At 69.7% G+C, this 20,812-nt stretch carries 20 protein-coding genes; 14 read left to right on the forward strand and 6 right to left on the reverse strand.

Translation table 11 applies throughout. From position 1 onward, the window contains the following. Positions 1-2 precede the first annotated feature (2 nt). Together AB0K10_RS12585 and AB0K10_RS12590 are read left to right on the forward strand one after the other, a co-directional pair. Complete coding sequence (locus AB0K10_RS12585) at positions 3-1,280, forward strand: glycosyltransferase (protein WP_363682716.1); 1,278 nt, start codon at positions 3-5, stop codon at positions 1,278-1,280. After that, the gene (locus AB0K10_RS12590) at positions 1,277-2,098 is read left to right on the forward strand and encodes a PIG-L family deacetylase (protein WP_363682718.1); all 822 of its coding nucleotides are present in this window, start codon (positions 1,277-1,279) and stop codon (positions 2,096-2,098) included. The genes AB0K10_RS12585 and AB0K10_RS12590 overlap by 4 nt, the downstream gene beginning before the upstream one ends. On the opposite strand, the gene AB0K10_RS12595 is transcribed toward AB0K10_RS12590, so the two are convergent. The 3 genes from AB0K10_RS12595 to AB0K10_RS12605 all read right to left on the reverse strand — a co-directional run bounded on the left by AB0K10_RS12595 (position 2,061) and on the right by AB0K10_RS12605 (position 4,571). Next, positions 2,061-3,308, reverse strand: a complete 1,248-nt coding sequence (locus AB0K10_RS12595; RefSeq protein WP_363682720.1) for a sigma-70 family RNA polymerase sigma factor — start codon at positions 3,306-3,308, stop codon at positions 2,061-2,063. The genes AB0K10_RS12590 and AB0K10_RS12595 overlap by 38 nt on opposite strands. A gap of 1 nt (position 3,309) precedes the next feature. Continuing rightward, the gene (locus tag AB0K10_RS12600; RefSeq protein ID WP_363682721.1) at positions 3,310-3,666 is read right to left on the reverse strand and encodes a YciI family protein; all 357 of its coding nucleotides are present in this window, start codon (positions 3,664-3,666) and stop codon (positions 3,310-3,312) included. 146 nt (positions 3,667-3,812) lie between these two features. Continuing rightward, positions 3,813-4,571 (reverse strand): LLM class F420-dependent oxidoreductase, encoded by a 759-nt coding sequence (locus AB0K10_RS12605; RefSeq protein WP_363682723.1) that lies wholly within the window; start codon positions 4,569-4,571, stop codon positions 3,813-3,815. A gap of 234 nt (positions 4,572-4,805) precedes the next feature. Between AB0K10_RS12605 and AB0K10_RS12610 the strand changes: the two genes are divergently transcribed. After that, a complete protein-coding gene (locus tag AB0K10_RS12610) occupies positions 4,806-6,044 on the forward strand; it encodes a cytochrome P450 (protein WP_363682725.1) in 1,239 nt (412 codons plus the stop codon). Between the two features lie 95 nt (positions 6,045-6,139). Here the strand turns inward: AB0K10_RS12610 and AB0K10_RS12615 are convergent, their stop codons facing one another. Then, positions 6,140-6,880: an SDR family oxidoreductase gene (locus tag AB0K10_RS12615; protein ID WP_363682727.1), complete on the reverse strand. Its 741-nt coding sequence runs from the start codon at positions 6,878-6,880 to the stop codon at positions 6,140-6,142. A 247-nt stretch (positions 6,881-7,127) separates the two neighbouring features. Between AB0K10_RS12615 and AB0K10_RS12620 the strand changes: the two genes are divergently transcribed. Together AB0K10_RS12620 and AB0K10_RS12625 are read left to right on the forward strand one after the other, a co-directional pair. Beyond that, entirely contained in the window at positions 7,128-8,309 is a 1,182-nt protein-coding gene (locus AB0K10_RS12620) for an acyl-CoA dehydrogenase (protein WP_363682729.1), read from the forward strand. A 215-nt stretch (positions 8,310-8,524) separates the two neighbouring features. Next, the gene (locus AB0K10_RS12625) at positions 8,525-8,947 is read left to right on the forward strand and encodes an SgcJ/EcaC family oxidoreductase (protein WP_363682731.1); all 423 of its coding nucleotides are present in this window, start codon (positions 8,525-8,527) and stop codon (positions 8,945-8,947) included. A gap of 163 nt (positions 8,948-9,110) precedes the next feature. Here AB0K10_RS12625 and AB0K10_RS12630 read toward each other — a convergent pair whose 3' ends face one another. Next, complete coding sequence (locus AB0K10_RS12630) at positions 9,111-9,776, reverse strand: MerR family transcriptional regulator (RefSeq protein WP_363682733.1); 666 nt, start codon at positions 9,774-9,776, stop codon at positions 9,111-9,113. A 914-nt stretch (positions 9,777-10,690) separates the two neighbouring features. Between AB0K10_RS12630 and AB0K10_RS12635 the strand changes: the two genes are divergently transcribed. From AB0K10_RS12635 to AB0K10_RS12650, 4 genes are all read left to right on the forward strand, one after another. Beyond that, positions 10,691-11,494 (forward strand): helix-turn-helix transcriptional regulator, encoded by an 804-nt coding sequence (locus AB0K10_RS12635; RefSeq protein ID WP_363682735.1) that lies wholly within the window; start codon positions 10,691-10,693, stop codon positions 11,492-11,494. Positions 11,495-11,666: 172 nt separating this feature from the next. Then, positions 11,667-12,722, forward strand: coding sequence for a carboxymuconolactone decarboxylase family protein (locus AB0K10_RS12640; RefSeq protein WP_363682737.1), 1,056 nt, complete (start codon positions 11,667-11,669; stop codon positions 12,720-12,722). A gap of 110 nt (positions 12,723-12,832) precedes the next feature. Beyond that, positions 12,833-13,390 (forward strand): hypothetical protein, encoded by a 558-nt coding sequence (locus AB0K10_RS12645; RefSeq protein WP_363682739.1) that lies wholly within the window; start codon positions 12,833-12,835, stop codon positions 13,388-13,390. Positions 13,391-13,392: 2 nt separating this feature from the next. Next, complete coding sequence (locus tag AB0K10_RS12650; protein ID WP_363682741.1) at positions 13,393-13,926, forward strand: copper resistance CopC family protein; 534 nt, start codon at positions 13,393-13,395, stop codon at positions 13,924-13,926. 66 nt (positions 13,927-13,992) lie between these two features. Here the strand turns inward: AB0K10_RS12650 and AB0K10_RS12655 are convergent, their stop codons facing one another. Next, positions 13,993-15,153 (reverse strand): epoxide hydrolase family protein, encoded by a 1,161-nt coding sequence (locus AB0K10_RS12655; protein WP_363682743.1) that lies wholly within the window; start codon positions 15,151-15,153, stop codon positions 13,993-13,995. Positions 15,154-15,372: 219 nt separating this feature from the next. Between AB0K10_RS12655 and AB0K10_RS12660 the strand changes: the two genes are divergently transcribed. The 5 genes from AB0K10_RS12660 to AB0K10_RS12680 all read left to right on the forward strand — a co-directional run bounded on the left by AB0K10_RS12660 (position 15,373) and on the right by AB0K10_RS12680 (position 20,762). Continuing rightward, positions 15,373-16,698: an FAD-binding monooxygenase gene (locus AB0K10_RS12660; protein ID WP_363682744.1), complete on the forward strand. Its 1,326-nt coding sequence runs from the start codon at positions 15,373-15,375 to the stop codon at positions 16,696-16,698. Between the two features lie 32 nt (positions 16,699-16,730). After that, the gene (locus tag AB0K10_RS12665) at positions 16,731-18,167 is read left to right on the forward strand and encodes an MFS transporter (RefSeq protein ID WP_363682745.1); all 1,437 of its coding nucleotides are present in this window, start codon (positions 16,731-16,733) and stop codon (positions 18,165-18,167) included. A gap of 39 nt (positions 18,168-18,206) precedes the next feature. Next, entirely contained in the window at positions 18,207-19,016 is an 810-nt protein-coding gene (locus tag AB0K10_RS12670) for a TIGR03084 family metal-binding protein (RefSeq protein WP_363682747.1), read from the forward strand. A 278-nt stretch (positions 19,017-19,294) separates the two neighbouring features. After that, positions 19,295-20,278 carry a DUF1702 family protein gene (locus AB0K10_RS12675; protein ID WP_363682749.1) on the forward strand — a complete coding sequence of 328 codons (984 nt, stop codon included), beginning with the start codon at positions 19,295-19,297 and terminating at the stop codon, positions 20,276-20,278. 34 nt (positions 20,279-20,312) lie between these two features. Then, a complete protein-coding gene (locus tag AB0K10_RS12680) occupies positions 20,313-20,762 on the forward strand; it encodes an SCP2 sterol-binding domain-containing protein (RefSeq protein ID WP_363682751.1) in 450 nt (149 codons plus the stop codon). Positions 20,763-20,812: the final 50 nt, after the last annotated feature.

The following is a 20,812-nucleotide window of genomic DNA, read 5'->3' on the forward strand; positions in this document are numbered from 1 at the left end:
CCATGCGCCACCGGCGGCGGGCATCCGTCATCATCGCGACCTACAACCAGGCCGACCTGCTGTCGGAGACCCTTCGGCAGCTCACCCGGCAGACGATCCCCACCGACGATTTCGAGGTGATCGTCGGCGATGACGGGTCGACCGATCACACCGGCGACGTCGTGCGCTCCTACGCCGACCTGTTGCACATCACGTACGTCCGTCAGGAGGACCGCGGGTTCCGGGTCGCGTCCGCGCGCAACGGCGCGGCCCGGATGGCGGTCGGCGCGCTGCTGGTCATTCTCGACACCGGTTCGATGGTGGGTCCGGAATTCCTCGCCGCGCACCTGGCCGCCCACGTGGGCCGCGAGTCGCGGCGGGCGGTGGTGGGGCCGAGCTACGGCTACAACCCCGACGTGCCGATGGCGGGGGTGGACGAGCTCCTCGCGCAGCTGCCTCCCGAGTTGGTGGTGGAGCGCTACCGCCACCTACCCGAGTTCCAGGACGTGCGTCAGCCCTACTTCGTCGGCTGCGGGATGGACCTGACGAAACGGTCGATCCCCTGGAAGGCCTTCTGGACCGGCAACTGCTCGATCCGGATGGACGACTTCCGCCGGGTCGGCGCCTTCGAGGAGCGTTTCCAGGGCTGGGGTGGCGAGGACATGGAGCTGGGATTCCGGCTGCACCGCGCCGGCCTGACGATCGAACTCGCGGCCCAGGCGTGGGCGGTCGTCGCGCCGCACGACCGTGACCACAAGGCCAACTTCGACGAGCTGTTCGCGAACATGCGGGTGTTCCTGAGCAAGTTCCCCGAGCCCGCGGTCGAGATGGGTCTGGCCGTGATGGTGGAGAAGGGGGAGTTCTGGCAGTGGGAGCCGATGTACGTGGAGCTCCTCGACTGGCAACAGCGGGCGCGCGGTCTGAGCGTCGCGGACGAGATCGCCCGCGCCCTGGCGGACGTGCCCGACGGCGAGGCGGTCACCATCATCGGGTGCGGTGGTGAGCTGCCCGCGACGGTGACCGGGGCGACAGTCGTCGACTTCGACCAGGAACTCCTCGACCGCGCCGTGCGTTCGGGGGACCACAGCGGCTACCACGCCGTCGGGCTGTACACGCCGCTGAGCGACGACAGCGCCGGCACTGTCGTCATCACCTCACGGATGGCCGGCGTCTGGGACACCTGGGGGATGCAGATCCTCGCGGAGGCCAGCCGGATCGGCCGCCGGACGATCTCGTACGCCGACCCGGTGCTGCCGACCGCACATTCGCTGGAAACCCACTTCCAAGGGAGAGCCGCATGACAACGCTTGTGGTGTCGCCGCATCTCGATGACGCGGTGCTGTCCTACGGCGGCCACCTCGTCCAGCTGGTTGACGCCGGCGAACCCGTCGTCGTGTACACGGTGTTCGCCGGGAGTCCCGAGCCGCCGTACTCGCCGATCGCGACCACCTTCCACGACCAGTGGGCGATCGTCGGTGATCCCGTGGCGGCACGACGCGAGGAGAACGCGGCGGCCCTCGCCACGCTCGGCATCGACCCGCCGTACCTGTGCGGCCCGTTCCTCGACGCGATCTACCGCAGGTACGCGCACGGCGGCTGGGTGATCGACGACGAGAACCCGATGGACCACCACGCCGACGACGAGGACGAGCTGGTCGCCGACATCACCGCCGACATCGAGCGGGTGATCGGTGAGTACTCCGCCGACCGGGTCGTCACCTGCGCTGCGGTCGGCAATCACGTTGACCACCGGCGCACCCGCGACGCCGTCCTCGCCGCGGCGGCCGGGACCGACTCGCCGTTGTCGCTCTGGGACGACTTCCCCTACCTCGCGTGGCCCGGGGTCAACGTCATGCCCGCGCTACCGGCCGGTGTGCGCGTGTCGGAGCCGGTGGCCGTCGCCATGAGTGACAGCGAGTGGGCCCGCAAACTGCGCGCGGTGGGCGCCTACGCGAGCCAGATCGCGATGCTGGAGAGCGGTGGCCAGACCATGAGCGAGCAGTACGCCGACGACTGCGCGACCCGCCGCGGCCACCACGGCGTCGACGGTTTCTACGAGACCGTCCGTGCGGTGCTGACGCTCACAGATTCCGCTCCACTTCGGTCAAGCGCTCGCTGAGGAACGCGCGCTCGACGTCGTTGTCGGTGAGGGTCAGCGCCTCCTCGTAGGCCGTCCGGGCCTGCGACCACTGCCCCAGCTGGCGCAGGAAGTCGGCCCGGGCGGCACTGAGGTATCCGTACGTGGCCAGGGCCGGATCGGCGAGCAGGGGATTCAGCGCGTCGAGGCCGGCCCGGGGGCCGTCGCGGAGCCCGATCGCGACGGCCCGGTTGAGATCGACCACGGGCGAGGGCCAGAGCCGGAACAGGGCGTCGTAGAGCGCGACGATCTGGGCCCAGTCGGTGTCCCGCCAGCTCGGCGCCTCGGCGTGCAGCGCTGCTATCGCGGCCTCCAGCGCGTACCGCGTCGGTGGCCGCCGGCGCAGCGCGTCGGTCACCAACGACCGGCCCTCGGCGATGAGCTGCCTGTTCCAGCGCGAGCGATCCTGCTCGGACAGCAGCACCAGACGCCCGTCCGCGGACATGCGGGTGTCCTGGCGCGAGGCGTTGAGCAGCAGCAGCGCGAGAAGCGCGCTGATCTCGGCGTTGGTCGGCATGAGCAGATGCAGCATCCGGGCCAGGCTGATCGCGCTGTCCACCAGATCCTGGCGAACCAGCTGCGCGCCGAGCGGCGCCGTGTGGCCGGTGGTGAAGATCAGATGGACGACCTCCAGGACGGCGCTCACCCGCTCCTCGAGCTGGTCCGGGCCGGGCACGCGGTACGGAATGCGGGCCGCGGCGATCTTCTTCTTGGCCCGGGTGATCCGGGCTGCCATGGTGGCCGGCTGCACCAGGAACGCGCGTGCCACCTCCGGCGTGGACAGCCCGCAGACCAGGCGCAGCGTCAAGGCGACCTGCGCCTCCCGGGCCAGTGCCGGGTGCGAGCAGGTGAAGATGAGGCGCAGCCGGTCGTCGACCAGGCCGTCCTCCGGCCCCGGCGTGGTCTCGTCGGCGACGAGCAGCGGCATCTTGCGGCGGAGCACCGACTCGCGGCGCAGGACGTCGCGGGCCCGGTTGCGGGCGATGGTGGTCAACCAGGCGCCCGGCCGGTCGGGGACACCGGTCTCCGTCCAGGTCTCCAGGGCCTGTGCGAACGCGTCCTGCGTGCACTCTTCGGCGAGGTCGAGGTCCCGGGTCAGATGGGCCGTGGTGCTGAACACCTGGGCCCAGTCGCGGCGGTGCGCCTGGGCGACCGCCGCGACCACCTCGTCCTTCATCAGTGGGTTGGCCACGTCAGCCGTGGTCGACCACCGGGCGGATCTCCACACCGCTGTGCGAAGCGTGCACCTCGGGAAGCAGCGTCGCCAGCGACAGAACGTCGTCCAGGTCGGTCGCCTCGATCAGGTAGTACCCGCCGAGGGCCTCCTTGGTCTCCAGGAACGGGCCGTCGGTCGTCTGGATCTGGCCCGCCGAGTCCGAGCGCAGCGTGGTGGCAGTGGGCGCCATCTCCAGCTGCTGGCCGTCGATGATCTGCGTGCCGGCCTTGGCGACGAACGCCTCGTGCGCCGCGTCGTGCGCCTTCCACTGCTCGTCGGTCATCGCGTCCCACTGCTGGGCGTCGCCGTAGATGAGGATCATGTACTTGGCCATGTCTCATGTCCTGTCGTGTGCCGGCCCCCTGGGTGGTGGCCTCTACATTACGACGGGTCGCACGGGCGGTAGATCGACAGCAGCGACGAAAATCTGGGCCCCGGCGGCTCGGCACGTGTCCCGCGCCGAGCCGTCGGCTGACCGGTTCAGTCGCTGGCGTGCGCGAGCAGGCGGTCCAGGGGTTCCAGGTCGAACGGGGTGTCCAGGCCGAGGATGACGTGGGTGGCGCCGGCCTTGAGGTAGGCGTCGACCTCGTCCACCTCCGCCGTCTCGATCATCGTGGTGCGCTCGATCTCGGCGGGATCGCGGCCCTGCTCGGCGCACCAGCGGTCGAGGACGGCGCTCTTGTGGGCGAAGCGCTCCGCCGAACCGAAGTCGTTCCACATGTCCGCGTACCGGGCCACGATGCGCAGGGTCACCTTCTCGCCGCCCCCGCCGATCAGCAGCGGCACCCGCGCTGCCGACGGGACCAGCGCGGCCAGGCGGGCGCGTACGGTCCGCACGCCGTCCTCCAGCGCCCGCAGCCGCTCCGGGGCGCTGCCGAACCGGTAGCCGAACTCGGTGTAGTCCCGCTCGAACCAACCGGCGCCCAGGCCCAGGATCAGCCGACCGTCGCTGATCTGGTCGACCGTGCCCGCCATGGCCGCGAGCAGGTTGGGGTTGCGGTAGCTGTTGCACGTCACGAGCGAGCCGAACCGGGCGCGCCGGGTGTCGGCGGCGAGCGCCGCCAGGGTGGTCCAGCACTCGTAGTGCGCGCCGTCCGGGTCGCCGTACAGCGGATAGAAGTGGTCCCAGGTCCAGACGGTGTCCACACCGAGCTCGTCCGCCGCACGCCAACTCTCGCGTAGCTGGGCCATCTCGCAGTGCTGCGGCTTGAAGAGCACCCCGACCTTGAATCGAGCCATGACCGTCTCCTCTGGGTTTACGCGTTATCGAGTCGAGGATGCCCAAGCCAGCCCCGCAAAACCTCTCCCGAATTGCTGTTCCGACGCCAGAAAGGCACGCGTGGAGTATTTTCCGCCGCTCGGCAATCGAGAAGAAATATGCAGCCGTGGGGGTCATTAGGTTCGGCGCAGATACCGCTCTTCGCACCACCGGATCCCTGCCCGGTGCCGTGCACCGAACCATGGAGGCCCGCGATGGGTAAATGCCCGATCATGCTCGACCCTGAGGGACGTGACATTCATGCCGAAGCCGCCCGGATCCGCGCCGAGGGTCCGGTCACCCTCGTCGAGGTTCCCGGCGGCTATCGCGCCTGGTGCGTCACGACGTACGACGTCGGCAAGAAGCTGCTGTCCGGCGACCAGCTCTCCAAGAACGCAAAGGAGGACTGGCCCCCGTTCGTGCGTGGCGAGGTGCCGCACGACTGGGAGCTGATCACCTGGGTGGCGATGGACAACCTGACCGTCCGCGACGGCGCCGACCACGACCGGCTGCGCAAGCTCGTGTCGCACGCCTTCACGCCGCGGGAGGTCGAGAAGGCTCGCCCGCGCGTCGAGTCGATCGTGCGGCGGCTGTTGGACGACATGGAGGCCACCACCCGAGCGGGCGAGACTGTCGACATCAAGGGCCAGTTCACGTACGCCCTCACCGCGACGCTCATCTGCGACCTCTTCGGTGTGCCGGAGGAGGTGCGGGACGAGGCGCTCAGGGGCACCAAGCAGAACAGCCTCACCAACCACACCGGCGAGATGGCGGCGGCGAACCTCGACCAGTGGCACGACGCCATGTCCAAGCTCGCCGCCCGCCGCCGTCAGGACCCGGGAGACGACCTCACGAGCGTCCTGATCGCCGCGAACGAGGACGGTGAGACGCTCTCCAACGAGGAGCTGATCGGCAGCCTGCACGTCCTGCTCGGCGCGGGCTCGGAGACGTTGAGCAACGTGTTGGCCCACTGCATCATCGACCTGAGCACCCACCGGGACCAGTTGGAGCTGATCCGCTCCGGGCAGTACACCTGGATGGACGCCTTCGACGAGGCGGTCCGCAAGGACGCCGCCGTCGCCCAGCTGCCCTTCCGCTACGCGAAGGAGGACATCGACATCGCCGGCGTCCACATCGCCAAGGGTGACCTGGTCCTGATCGCGTACGCCGGGATCGGCCGCGACCCGGCGCTGCACGGCGACAACGCCAACGACTTCGACATCACCCGGCCGGACAAGACGAATCTGTCGTTCGGTCACGGCGAGCACTACTGCCTCGGCCGGCCGCTGGCCACGATGCAGTCGATGGTGGCCCTGCCGGCCCTCTTCGAGCGCTTTCCCGACCTGACCCTGGCCGTGCCGCGCGAGGAGCTGCCCCCACAGGGCTCGTTCATCATGAACGGCTACGACCGGGTGCCCATGTACCTCACCGCCGCGGTCCCCGCTGCCGCCTGAGCCCCGTGCCGACAGTCATGGCGGTGGCCACCACCACGATGGTGGCCACCGCCATGCGTACGTCCGGGGTTCCTCGGAAACGGTCCTGCGCGGGCTCAGGGCAGTCGCGTCAGGCCGGCGCCGGACAGCAGGTGCACGGTGCCGGCCGGATCCGGGTCGCCGCCGAGCCGCAGGAAGGCCGTACCCGCCGCCTTCGGCGTCAGCACCGGGCGCAGCGGCTCGACGAACGCCTCGGGCGTGACGCCGGCGCGCTCGGCGTACGCGTCGACCGCCGCCCGGCCGAGGCCCGTTTCCGGCGTGAGCTGCGGCAGCACCGTGTGGAACGTGATGCCCAGCCCCGCACGCGTGGCCTCCTGCTCCGCGTAGTCGGCGAGGAAGCGGACTGTCGCCTTGCCTCCGGCGTAGCCGCCGCTGAGCACGGACCCCTTCAGCGCGGCGCCGCTGCTGGTCACGATGACCCGGCTGCCGGGCGCCAGGGGCTGCCGCAGCACCTCGCGCAGCCAGAGGAACGCGATGCGCACGTCGGTGTTCCAGGGTGCGGAGAACGTCTCCCAGGTCTGCTCGGCCAGCGGACGCAGCTCGGGTGACGCGCCGGCCACCAGGGCGAGGACGTCCGGCGGGTTGCGGCGGAGCACGTCAAGGCTGGCCGGGTCGGTGGCGTCCGCGTCGACGAGGCTCAGGTGACCGTGCCCGTCGGCCAGGGCGGCCAGCGGCGCGGTGTCCCGCGACAGCGCCGTCACCGTCGCGCCGGCGGTCAGGAACGCCTCGGTCACCCCGCGGCCGAGGCCACGGCTCGCCCCGACGACGAGCACCTTGCGATCGGACCAGTAACTCATGTCGTCCACCATTTCCGATGCCGTCGGTCAATTGGTCACCGTAAAGCTACGATCCCGGTCGAGCCCGATCTTCTTTCAGAATGCGCGGTTCTGTGCGTGGCTCCGGAATGCCTTTTCCGGCCGACGCCCAGGGGTTAACGTGACTTCCTGAATTCCCGGCAACGACCTTCGCGCTTCATGCAGCCGCCCGTTTGCGCCATCCGCTTTCCGGCGGGGGCACGATGGGGCCGTACCAGGAGGAGACCTCGTGCAGACAACCGAGACGTCACACCGAACCGATCTGACGAAGAGGGCGGCCGACATTGTTCCGGTGCTCCGGAAGAATTCGTTGTGGCAGGAGGAGAACCGCCGGCTGGCCGACGAGAGCGTCGAGGCGATGACGGCTGCCGGAATCTTCCGTATGCGTACCGCGGCGCGCTTCGGCGGGTACGAGGCGGACGCCCACACGCTGCTGGACGTCGGCATCGAGCTGGGCCGCGGCGACGGCGCCGCGGCGTTCGACGTCGCCGCCTGGTGGATCACCTCGTGGAACGTCGGCCTGTTCCCGGACGAGGTGCAGGACGAGATCTTCGCCGATCCGGACGCCCGGATCAGCGGGACGCTGGCGCTCGACGGCACCGGAGTCCCCAAGGACGGCGGCATCGTGGTCAACGGGGAGTGGGCGTTCAACAGTGGCGCCGCGCACAGCGGATGGAAGCTGCTCTCCACCCTGCTCATCCCGTCCGACGGCGAGCCCGAGCCGGTGATGGCAGTGGTGCCGATGAGCGCGCTGCGCATCGTGGACGACTGGCACGTCTCGGCGCTCTCCGGCACCGGCAGCGTCCGGGCTGTCGCGGAGGACGTCTTCGTGCCCGGCGCCAACGTCATGCGGATCGCCGCGTTCACCGCCGGCGAGTACGCGTCCGAGCGCAACCGGGACCTGCCCATGTTCCAGTCGCCGCTGGTCGCGGCGGTCGCGGCGTCGACCTCCGGCAAGATGATCGGCATGGCCCGTGCGGCCGAGGAGCAGTTCTACGCCCGGATCAACGAACGGCCCATCTCCAACACCAACTACGAGCGCCAGGCGGACGCGCCGATCACGCACCTGCAGGCGGCCGACGCCGCCCTCAAGATCGACGAGGCCGAGGGGCACGCGCGCAGGCTCGCCACGCTTGTGGACGAGCGCGGTCTGACGCGTGAGCCGTGGACGGTCCGCGATCGGGCGTACGCCAGGGCGGTGGCCGGTCGCGTGCCGCAGCTGACCGCCGAGGCGGTCGACATCCTGGCCGGCGCCTGTGGGGCGTCCTCGATCTACACGCGGGAGCCGATCCAGCGGATCCGGCGCGACGTCCGCGCGGTCACCCTGCATGCTCTGCATCTGCCGACGACCACGATGGAGCTCTACGGCCGGGTGCTGTGCGGCCTGGAGCCCAACACGTTCTTCATCTGAACTGTCCACCAACGCGCGGATGCCCACCGACACGTCGGTGGGCATCCGCGCGCATACGAGCCGATGCTGCCGGCGGTCCGGTCCGGGCCGCCGGCACTTCTCGGACGTTGCGCCCTACCGACCCGCCGCACGCTGGAAGACGCCAGGACGGCGCGGATCCGGACACGATGGTCATCAGTTGTCATCGATGAACGACCGACGAAAGCGGGTAGCAGATGACCACCAGAACGGAAGTTCCGGTCCTGGACGGATCGGATCAGGCGGCGATCGGCGCGGTGTCGGCCCGGATGGTGAAGGCCTGGGCGGCACACGACGCCGACGCCTTCGCCGACCTGTTCGCCGAGGACGGCACGCTCATCCTGCCGGGCGTGTACGTGAAGGGCCGCACGGCCATTCGCGACTACATGGCGGACGCCTACCAGGGCGTGTACGCCGGCACGACCGTCACCGGGCAGCCGATCGACGTCAAGCCTCTCGGGCCCGGTGCGGTCGCCCTGTTGACCGTCGGCGGGGTGATCGCGGCCGGGAGCACCGAGCTGGCCGCCGCGGACGCCATCCGGGCCTCCTGGATCCTCGTCAAGCGCGACGAAGGCTGGTTGCTCGCGGTCTACCAGAACTGCCCGCGTGACCCGGCCTGAGTAGTCAGTTCTGAGGGCCGGCCGGGTGGCCGGCCCTCACGCGTGAGTGAGCGGCTCGCGGCCCGCGGCAGACGGTTGTCTCAGGCAGGCCGTCGGCGACGCCCGCCGGGCCGACGGCCTCATCGGTCGACAAGTGCGGCTCGGCGCACCGACTCCGGTGGTGTCAGGAGCGGTCGCCGTCTTCGGCCGTTCCCTGGTTCGCCCGCACGAGGCCGAATCGGCGGGACAGATGATGCTGCTGTCCCAGCTGGCGCATCGCCGCGAATGCCTGGTGCAGCAGGACGTTGCGCGCGAGGGCCTCGATGCGAGCGGTGTGGTCGTTCGCGATCCGACCGACCTCGTGCCGGGCGAGCCGATCGGCTGCCTCCCGATAGACGTCGAGAAAGTCGGGATCGCAGTCGCAACCCAGACGTCGCATCGCGGCGAGCGCGAGTGTGAGGTGTGAGCGGGCTGCGGCGTCCGGGTTGACCTCCCAGCCGGACGATTCGATGATGCGGTTCGCGTCGGCGCGGGCCAGTTCGAGGCTCTCGTCCTCCTCGGTGGCGGTGTCCTTGCCGGCCATCGACACCTGGTTGAGCACCTCGAACAACTCGATCGCCGGCAGGTTTTCCTCTTCGGCGGCGATCAGGAGCCGCCGTACCGACGTGAGATCGAGTTCACCGATTGAGGTGAATATCTTGATGAGTCGAAGACGTCGTAGGTGATTCTTATTGTAAAGTGCCTGGTTGCGTCCTGTCGGTTCGCCGGGTGGTAGGAGATGTTCGCGCAGGTAGAACTTGATCGTCCCGACCGGCACCCCGGACTGCCGACTCAAGTCAGAAATTCGCATCGTGGCTCCCGTGATCAACGTGTCAGGCCCGTGGATCGCGACCGCTCGTGCTAGCCGTGGCTGCGCCGCGGAAATAACGCGGTGGTTGCGGCGTCGCTGCCGGCGGTGGTCGTCGTGGCTGTCCTGGGCTGGTGTGGACCGAGAAGCACGGGTGATCGGCTCCTTCCGAGCGTGGTGCCGGATGCGCAATCGAAGGGCTGATGGTTGCGCCGTCCGATAGGAGACTAGGAGACTTGGACATACTTCGGCAACCCTCAATTACCACACAAACACTGTTAGTGACCAGAGTTCGCCTCCCAATCACCTCCGTCACTGGCTGGGGAACGGATGCGGGTGACCGGCGGCGTGCGCCGCGCCCCTTGTCACGGTCGACCGCACAAATAGAACTGGCCGCCGCGGAAGCCCTGGCTGAGACCGGTGGCTGGCACCACGACGGCGTGCTGACCACGTATGCGAGCGGCATCGTCGGCGGGTGTCGGCGCCTGGCGGCCCGGTGACGCCAGGGGGTTGAGCAGACCTGCCGGCGGATCGGTCACGTGCCCGCGCTCGTCTGCCCGCCGCGACCAGTCTCGTGCGCGCTCAGCAGTGCGATTGATGATCGAATTCGGTTCTCACGTCGGCGGAACGCGACGCCGGGCGAGCGGGGACCGTCCCGGCCGGGAGGTCTTCATATACCGGTGATACACGCTATCCATATCCAGTAGCGCCAATACCTGCCGCTTCTCCACGATTGCGTCGCGTGCTCACGCAGGGTTGATTGCCGACCTGGCGTCAGATACTGTTGCCATAAGTCGGGAGATCATCCGACGAAACTAATCTACTGTTTCGGCTCCTGCATTCAATTGTCAGGTAGGCGCGAATATCTGACTGCCACGAGTTGAATGATTCAGCGGAACAGCATCTGGGGGAGTGTCATGAAAGACGTTTCCGAGCAAGCGGTACTGCGCGCAGTCGCAGCGATGCACGACCGCATGGGCGAACAGTTGACCGTCGATGACATGGCCCGCGCCGCAATGTTCAGCAAATTCCACTTCACACGCATCTTTCGGCGGGTGACAGGAGTTTCGCCGGCTCGCTTCCTCTCGGCGTTGCGCCTGCAGCGGGCGAAGGACCTGCTCATCACCACGTCGATGAACGTCGCGGACATCAGCGTCCGCGTGGGATACAACAGCGTCGGTACGTTCAGTTGGCGGTTCAGCCGCAGCGTCGGTATGTCGCCCACCGCGTTCCGCCGACACGCCGGCTACACGCAGTCCATCCACCCGCACTTCGAGTGGCGCTCCGGGCGTTCGTCGAGCGGCCAGGTGTCGTGCCAGGTCCGCCTCGCCGAAGACGACGGCCAACAGCTCATTTTCGTCGGTCTGTTCAGCGGCCGTATCCCGGAAGGACGTCCGGTGCGGTGCACTGTGCTGCAGCAACCGGGCTGGGTCCACTTCGACGCGGTCCCCCTGGGCTCCTGGTACCTGCTGGCCCAGTCGGTGTCGGCCGAATCCGACGGCGCCGCCGCCGACGTGGCCGATCGTGCCGTCTCGGTCGCGACGTACGGCCCGCTCACGGTCCGCGCCGACTCGAAGGTCACCGCGGACGTGGTGCTGCGGCGCAGCAGCGCACTGGATCCGCCGGTGCTGCTCGCCCTGCTCGACGCGCGCAAGTACGCGCTGAGTCAGGCCCAGCTCGGCAGTGCCGCGCTACGGGACCGGGTGGGCGCGGCCGCCTGAGTGCGCCGACCCGGATGGCAGGGGGGCGGCCGAGCCGGCCGCAGGTGCGCGGTCTGCGTCACCCGCCCGCGGGCAGCGGGAGCATTCGTCGAATCCGGCGCGGGAGGTCCTGATGGTGGCGAGACGGGTTGCGTCCTCGGTCGCTCAGAAGCACGTCAAATTCCTTACCGTCGTGCCTGCCACGACGGCACGCGGACTCGTCGCCGCGGTGTACCGCCAGGTCGCCGAGGAATATCAGATCGTGGTGCCTCCGGCGTTGTTGCATTCGCCGTCCGCCGACGTCCTGGCGGCCTACTGGGCCATCACCCGGGAGCCGCTGTTGCCAGCCGGCGTGGTGGACCGCGCGGTCAAGGAAGCGGTCGCGGCGACGGTGTCCGTGGCCAACACCTGTCCCTACTGTGCCGACCTGCACGTGGCCGGCCTCTTCGAACTCTCCGACGAGCGCGACGCCGAGGCGATCGCCGCCGACCGGCCGGACGAGATCGACGACATCCGGACGCGCCGCATCGTGCAGTGGGCCCGAGGTGCGCACCTCTCCGACGGGCCGCCGCTGCCACCCGAACTGTCCGATGTGGAACGCGCCGAGCTGGTCGGTGTCGTGGTGGGCTTCCACTACCTGAGCCGCGTGGTAAACGTCTTCCTCGCCAACTCACTGCTACCGCAGGGCCTCGGCCCGCGCGCGCGGCGCCGGCTCAACCAGGGGCTCGGCCGGGTGCTCCGGCCCACCCTCCGGGGACAGCATGTCGCTGGTCGAGCCACCCGACTGCTCGACGCCGCGTCACCGACCTCGGACGTGAGCTGGGCGTCGGGCAGCCCGCGGATCGCGGACGCGATGACACGCTCCTACCGCGTCTTCGAGGTCGCCGGGGAGCGCTCGCTTGACCCCGCGGTCCGCCGCCTCGTGCTGGCCCGGCTCGACGGGTGGGCGGGGGAGGACGCCGGTCTCAGCACCAGTTGGTGCGAGGAGCTGATCGAGCCGCTTGCCGCACCACAGCGGGCGGCGGCACGCCTCGCGCTGCTGAGCGCGTTCGCCTCCTACCGCGTCGGCCCGGAGGTCGTCGAGGAGTTCCGTCGGCACCACCCGGCGGACGCCACGCTTGTCGACGTGGCCGCCTGGGCCAGCTTCGCCGCAGCCCGTCGGATCGGCGTCCGGCACAGCGCACACGAGAAGAAGAATGACGGACGTCTCTGGCATGACAATGGCGCTGGCGTGCCTCGCGGGTCCTGAGAGGCGCGTGCGAAGTGCCAACGCCGGTGGGAACCACTGTCGTTTCTCGTTGGCCCCCGTGCCGCGGCCATGCGGCACGTGGATCGAACCCCACGGAACAGGAGAACCGAATGGTGGTCGCACCGGTTCGCACCCTCAACCATGCCCACCACCGGGCTGCGCTCGGTGGCTTCCTGGCAATCACGCTCGCGCACTGGGCCGAACACCTGGTCCAGGCCTACCAGATCTGGGTGCTCGGCTGGGCCCGCCCGCAGGCGCGCGGCGTGCTCGGGCAGTTCCTTCCGTGGCTGGTGACCTCGGAATGGATGCACTACGGGTACGCGCTTGTCATGTTGGTCGGACTGTTCCTGCTCCGACCCGGCTTCGTCGGCCGGGCCCGGACCTGGTGGACGGTCGCCCTGGTGATCCAGTTCTGGCACCACATCGAGCACTTCCTGCTGCTGTTGCAGGCGCAACTGCACACCAACTTCTTCGGTGCGGCGGTGCCGACAAGTGTCCTGCAACTGATCTATCCGCGCGTCGAGCTGCACCTGTTCTACAACTCGGTCGTGTTCCTGCCGATGATCATCGGAATGTATCTGCACCTGCGGCCGAACGATCGGGAACTGGAGCAGACGCGCTGCAACTGCGTGCAGACGCAGTCGCACCCAAGCGTCGTACCGGCCTGACCGTGTCTCGTCGGACCCGCCTTCTCGTCGCTGCCGTGCTGGTCCTGCTGCCACTGGGTTGGCTCGTCACGGTCACCGGCCGCGCGCCGGCGGTACGCCTCCTGGGCAGTTCGCCCGCCGACGCGCAGAGCCTGACGGTCGCTCCGGGCGAGGCACGACTGAACCTCTCGGCGGCCGCCGACCCCGCGCTGTCGCACCTCTCGGTGGTCGACAGCGCGGGGCGGCGGGTGGACTCCGGCGCGGTCACCGCCGGGCCGGATGACATCCTGCGCGTGCCCGTGCGCATCGAGGCCAACGGCACGTACACGGTCGTCTACCACGTCATCGGCGTCGCCGGCGGGCAGACCAGCGGCGTCATCCGGTTCGCCGTCGGCACGCGGGCGTCCGGTGCCGCGGACGTGGCCACCGGGCACGAGCACGAGCACGGCGTCGACGGGCTCAGCGCGGTACTGCTCCTGATCAATTTCGTCACGGTCGTCGTCCTGGCGATCCTGCTCCTCCGCCGACCAGCGCCCCGCCGCGTACCTCCGCGGTAGCGCCTTTGGACAGGCCGCACGGCGAGGGCCCCGGATGCCGCGACATCCGAGGCCCTCGCCGTGTGTTCAGCTCCGCAGGGTCGCGACGAACGAGCGCAGGTCACCGACCAGCAGGTCCGGCTGCTCCATGGCGGCGAAGTGGCCACCCCTGTCGAACTCGGTCCACTGCACGATGTTCGGGAAACCGCGCTCGGCAAAGCGCCGGACCGGCTGCCCGGGGTCGCGGGGGAAGATCGCCACGCCCAGGGGCACCGGCAGCGGCGGCGGGGGCGGCGGGGGCGTCTTGGCGATGGGCAGCAGCTCGGCGTTGTCGTAGTAGAAGTGGGCCGACGAGGCTCCGGTGCCGGTCAGCCAGTACAGCATCACGTTGGTGAGGATCCGGTCACGGTCGATCGCCTCCTCGGGAGCCTTTGTCGAGTCGCTCCACTCGTGCAGCTTCTCGACGATCCAGGCGAGCTGACCAACCGGCGAGTCGTTCAGGGCGTACGCCAGCGTCTGCGGCCGGGTGGCCTGGATCTTCATGTACCCGGACTGGTCGTCGACGTAGTTCATCAACAGCCCCAGCCGGCCCCCCTCGACCTCGGTCAGCCCGGCCAGGTCGGCGGGATCGCCGGAGGGCGGCGTCGGCAGGAAGTTCACGTGCGCGCCGATGACGTGCTCGTGGTCGAGGCCCGCCAGCACCAGGCTGATCCAGGCGCCGAAGTCGCCACCCTGGACGACGTACCGCTCGTAGCCCAGGCCGGCCATCAGCTCCGCCCAGGCGGCGGCGACCCGCGGCATGGTCCAGCCCGGGCCACTGGGAGCCCCGGAGAAACCGAAGCCCGGAATGGTGGGAATGACCAGGTGGCAGGCCGTCGCCGGGTCGCCACCGTGGGCGCGCGGATCGGTGAGCGGTCCGATGATGTCGAGGAACTCGGCGAAGGATCCGGGCCAGCCGTGCGTGATGATCACGGGGGTGGCGTCCGGCTCGGGGGAGCGGACGTGCAGGAAGTGCACGTTGGTGCCGCCGACCTCGGTGGTGAACTGCTCGAAGGTGTTGAGCCGGGTCTCGGCGGCACGCCAGTCGTAACCGGTTCGCCAGTACTCCACCAGTTCGCGCAGGTAGCCGGCCGGCACGCCCCGGCTCCAGTCCTCGGTGGGCGAGTCGGCAGGCCAGCGCGTGTCGGCGAGACGGCGGCGCAGGTCGTCCACGTCGGCCTGCGGAATGTCGATCCGGAACGGTTTCATGCGGCAATCCTCACTCGATGAGGGAACGGAACGCTATTCCTCGCGACAGGGAATATCGCGGCGGCGTCCGCGGACCATGTTAGCGATGCGAAGGTCGACCGGAAAGGCTCGCGGAATCCATTTTCGGGAGAGAGCATTCTGGAAGAAGAATTGACGGTTCCGGTCGATACCATAACTGGCAACAATTGATTCTAATCCCAATGCAGGAGGCTGACGGTAATGGGCATTCCGCTGATTGCGCATGCGGTGGTCCTCGGCGGCAGCGTCGCCGGATCGCTGGCGGCCCGGGTCCTGTCACCGGCCTGCGAGAGGGTCACCGTCGTCGACCGCGACGACCTCTTCGGGCCGGTGGAGCCTCGCCAGGCGGCGCCGCAGGGCCACCACATCCACGCTCTGCTCGCCCGCGGCCAGCAGATCCTCGAGGAGCTGTTCCCGGGTTTCACCGACGAGCTGGTGGCCGGCGGAGTGCCGATCGGCGACTTCGGCACCAGCCTGAGCTGGTACTTCAACGGCCAGATGATCCGTAAGGCCGAGACCGGGCTGATCTGTGTCGCGAGTGGACGGCCGCTGCTCGAGTCGCGCGTACGCGCCCGCGTCCGGGCTCTCGGCAACGTCACTTATCGGGAGCGCACCGACATCGTGGGTCTGGTCGCGTCGCCGGATCGGCAGCGGATCACCGGCGTCCGCGTGCAGGGGCGGGCGCCGAGCGCACCCGGGGAGATCCTCGACGCGGATCTGGTCGTCGACACCACCGGGCGTGGCTCGCGGACGCCGCTCTGGCTGGAGGAGCTGGGCTACCAGCGGGTGCCCGAGGATCGGGTCAAGATGGACCTGACATACACCACTATGGACTTTCACGGCCCGCTGTCGTTCGACCCGATCGGCGAGGACATCGCGCTGCTCCCGGTCGCCACCCCGGCACAGCCGCGCGGCGCCATCTTCGCCCGGATGCCCGACCGGTACGCCGTGTCGCTGACAGGCATCCTTGGCGACCGCCCCCCGACCGACCACGAGGGCTTCCTGGCGTACGTGCAGTCCCTGCCCGTACCGGAGATCTACAAGGCGGTCCGCGACGCCGAGCCGATGGGACCGGCGGCTTCTTTCCGGTTCCCGGCGAGCATCCGTCGGCGCTACGATCGGCTGGCGCGGACGCCGGATGGGCTGATCGTCCTCGGTGATGCCGCGTGTGTCTTCAATCCCGTCTACGGCCAGGGCATGACGGTGGCGGCGATGTCCGCCCGATTGCTTGGCGAGCACGTGCGTTCCGGTCCGCCGACGCCGCGGGCCTTCTTCCGCGACCTGTCCCGGCTCATCGATGCGCCGTGGGACATGTCAGCCGGAGCCGACCTCGGCTTCCCCGGTGTCGTGGGGCGACGGACGGCAAAGGTGCGGATGGGCAATCTCTACATCCCCCGCCTGCAGGCGGCAGCGGCTCACGACGGCGTGCTGACGACTGCCTTCCTGCGCTCCGCGGGGCTGGTCGACCCGCCGCAGGCACTCATGCGTCCCGCAATCATCTCTCGCGTGCTGCGCTCGCGGCGCTGACCCCTCCAGCCATCGAGACGAAGGACAGCGACATGGACACAGCTCAGCTCGCCGGCACCGAAGCGCCACCGGACTCGCGCCGATGGTGGGCGCTCGTCCTGCTGTGCACCGCGAACTTCATGGTCATCCTCGACACGCAGATCGTCATCCTGGCGCTGCCGACGATCGGCACCGAACTCCAGTTGGCGCCCAGCGCGGCCCAGTGGGTGCTCAGTGCCAATCTCGTCACCTTCGGTGGTCTGCTGCTGCTCGGTGGCCGAGCAGCCGACCTGCTCGGGCGTCGCCGGATGTTCTTCGTCGGCACTGTGCTGTTCCTGCTGGTCTCGCTGGCTTCGGGCTTCGCGTGGAACGGCGAGGTGCTGATCGCCGCCCGGGCCGTGCACGGCCTCTCGGCGGCCCTGATGGCGCCGACCGCGCTCTCGATCCTCACCAGCATGTTCCCCGAGGGCCGCGAGCGGCATCTCGCACTGGCCGGCTGGGCCGGCATCGCCGGTGTCGGCGCGACGGTGGGTCTGCTCATCGGTGGCTGGCTCACCAGCAGCTTCGGCTGGCCCGCCGTCTTCTTCGTCAACGTGCCGGTGGCACTTCTGATGCTGGCCCTCATCCCGGTCCTGCTGCGCGAGAGCAGGGACCTGAACGCCAGGCGCACGTACGACGTCGCGGGCGCCGTGACGAGCACCGCGGCGCTCGTGCTCGTGATCTACGCCCTGGTGACCGCGCCGGCGGAGGGCTGGCTCAGCGTCCAGACCCTGGGCACCTTCGCCGCCGCGATCGTGCTGGCCGGAGTGTTCGTCGCCATCGAGGCGCGGTCCAGCGAGCCCCTGCTGCCGCTGCGGCTGCTGCGCTCGCCGACGCTTGTCGGCGGCAACCTGGTCATGGTCACCATGATCATGTGTGCCTTCGGGATGTCGGTGACGATCGCCCAGTACACCCAGGGACCGCTCGGCGACACCGCGCTGGAATCCGGCATCCGGCAGTCGATCATGCCGCTGATGGCGTTGGTCGGTTCGTACGCCGGGCAGTCGTTCATCACGCGGTACGGCTTCCGGCCGGTCGCGGCGATCTGCCTCGTCCTGCTCGGGGCCGGCAGCCTGCTGCTGGCGCAGGCCGTGGCGTCCGGTGGCTCGTCCGTCGGGCTGTTCATCGGGCTGTTCGTCTTCGGCACCGGCCTGGGGCTCGGCACGGTCGCTGCCTCGGCGGCCGCTCTCGCCGGTGTCGCCGAGACCGATCTCGGCCTCGCGTCGGGGATGAACACCGCCTCCCAGCAGATCGGCGGCGGTCTGGGGATCGCCATCGTGTCGACAGTGATCGTCTCCTTCTCGACCAGCGCCGCCCCGGCGGCGGGCTTCCGCCCCGCGTTCATCACCTGCGCGATCTTCACCGCCGTCGGGCTCGTCATCGCCATCGCCCTGCTGGGCGGACGCCGGCAGGTGGCCCCCGCAGATCTCGCGACCGTCCCTCGGCACTGATCCAACTCTCCGGACGTCATCGAACTGAGAGGCAGAACCGTGACCCGACAACAGCATCCCCAGGTGATAGCCGACCTGGCGGCCGACGGCGACGACCTCGACCGTCTGGTCAGCGACCTCGATGTTGCCGCCTGGGCGCTACCGACCCCCGCGCCCGGCTGGACCGTCGCCCACCAGATCGCCCACCTCGCGGCCACGTTCCGCATGGCCGGGCTGGCGGCAGCGGACCCCGACCAGTTCGTCGCCATGACGGGGCGGCTGGGCGCCGACTTCAACGCCAACGTGACAGCGGCGCTGTCCGGCTACCTCGCCGAGGAGCCGGCGGAGTTGTTGCGGCGCTGGCGTGACGAGCGGGCGTGGGCCGAGAAGTCGCTGGGCGCCCTGCCGATGAACCAGCTCGTTCCGTGGCTGGTACGTCCGCTGCCGGCGGCGGTACTGGCCATGGCCGGGATGATGGAACTCTTCGCCCACGGGCAGGACATCGCCGACGCTCTCGGCGTCCGGCGCACGTTCACCGACCGGATCGGGCAGATCGTGGGGTTCGCGGTCCGGACCTGGGACTTCGGTTACCAGGCGCGCGGCCTCGAAACCCCGGACGTCGAGTTCCGCTTCGAGATCACCGCGCCGTCGGGCGCGCGGTGGGAGTTCGGCCCCGCGGAGTCGCCGGAGCGCGTCACCGGGCCCGCGGAGGACTTCTGCCTCCTGGTCACCCGCCGCCGGCACCGCGACGATCTCGCGGTCCGTGCCCAGGGGGAGATCGCCACACACTGGCTGGAGATCGCCCAGGCCTATCGGGGTCCCGCCGGACCCGGCCGCGAGCCGGGTCAGTTCGCGGATCGGGCCAACTGAACCGAGTGTCGTCGCCGGGTTGACCCACCCGGCGACGACGCCCGGGTAGCCACCGATGATCCCGCTCCGCGTCGAACGCACGGTCGACGCGGAGCGGGATCTCACGCCCGCAGCCACGACGGGATGTGCAGGCCCCGACCGTCCGCGGCCACCTCGAAAGCCCAGCGCGGGGCTCGGAACCGACCGGGCACGCTCGGAGACGCGCGGCTTCGCGAACCCGGCGAGGATGAAATCGCCGCGGTGACCGCCGCCGCGGCACCGAACGAAGGGTGGCCGGTATGTCGAGAGTGTTCGGGTCGATGCGCCGCATGGTTCTCGCGCCTTCGCTGGAGCAGGTCTCCTTCGCCGCGCTCGGATTCCCGGTCACGGCCTCCGCCACCACCGTCCACCTGGAGGCGATCCCACAGGCGGTGGTCTGCGGCTTCGAGTGGGGCATCGAGGGCCCGAGCGTCGCCGAGCTGGAACGCCGGCTCGCTCTCGTGGACCCGGAACGCCGTGGCTTCGCCTACGAGGGCGCGACGATGGCCTACACGGTGCTCGACGCGACGGCCGGCGGTTCCCGTACCCGTGAGCTGCTGGAGGGGCCGGGGCGCCCGCACTACTTCCTCGCCTGCATCGGCATCGGCTTCGCGATGGCCCGGCTGCCGCGCGTGTTGTGGCGCAAGGTGCTGCCCGACCTCACCGGCGTCCCGTACCACCCGACGATGAGCTGGCTGGCCGTCGACGGCTACGGCTTCGACAAGGCGTACTTCGACCAGAAGACCTGGATCGTCGGGCAGCGACGGCCCCGGCCGTACCCCTGGCAGGGGCACGCCGACTACTTCCCACGAGCGTTCGACCAGGGGATCGGCCGGGCGCTGTGGTTCCGGCACGCGGCCGACCCGGCGGCGGTTGCGGCGACCGTCGACGGCTTCGCTGCCCCGCGTCGCGCGGACCTGTGGAGCGGTGTGGGACTGGCCGCGACGTTCGCCGGCGGGTGCGACACCGTGGGCTTTGAGTCGTTGCGGGCGCTGGCAGCCGAGCACGGCCCGCACCTCGCCCAGGGAGCGGTCTTCGCGGCCAAGGCACGGACGTGGGCGGGCCACTGCCCGGAGCACACCGAGACGGCGGTGCGGGCGCTTGCCGGTCTGTCGTCGGAGGCAGCCGCCGAGCTGGCCGACGCCGCGGCGGTCGACGGGCACGGCGACGGCCCGGCCTACGAGCAGTGGCGGCGGGTGATCCGCGAGCGCATCGCCCAGCCCGCCGGCGTCAGCGACAGCTAGGGCCTGTACAGACGATGACCCAAGGAGCCTGGAGATGACCACCGACAACGCCGATCCGGCGACCCTGGCACCTCGTGACCTCGCCATCTTCGTCAAGCGCACCCCGCTGCCGGACGTCCGCGCGCTGATGAGCGGGGAGCGCCGGGACGCCCTGCTGCGGGAGGTCTTTCGGCGGATGCCTGACGTGTTCCGGGCCGACCGGGCCGCCGGTCTCGACGCCGTCATCCACTGGGTGATCGGTGACCGGCCCGACGGCGGTGCCGACCGCTACCAGTTGGAGATCGCGGACGGGAGGTGCCTGGTGTCGCCCGTCGCCGATCGCGAGCCGAAGCTGACGTTGACGATCGGCGGCGCCGACTTCCTGCTGGTGGTGACCGGCAACGCGCATCCGGTCGTACTCACGATGAAGGGCCGGCTGCGTACCCGGGGCGACCTCGCGCTGATCGCGAAGTTCCCCTCCCTGTTCGACGTGCCGAAGGTCTGAGCGCACAGCTAGGCCGGCCCCGACCGTTTCCGGTCGGGGCCGGCCGACGC

Source organism: Micromonospora sp. NPDC049274, assembly GCF_040678875.1.
Taxonomy (GTDB): domain Bacteria; phylum Actinomycetota; class Actinomycetes; order Mycobacteriales; family Micromonosporaceae; genus Micromonospora.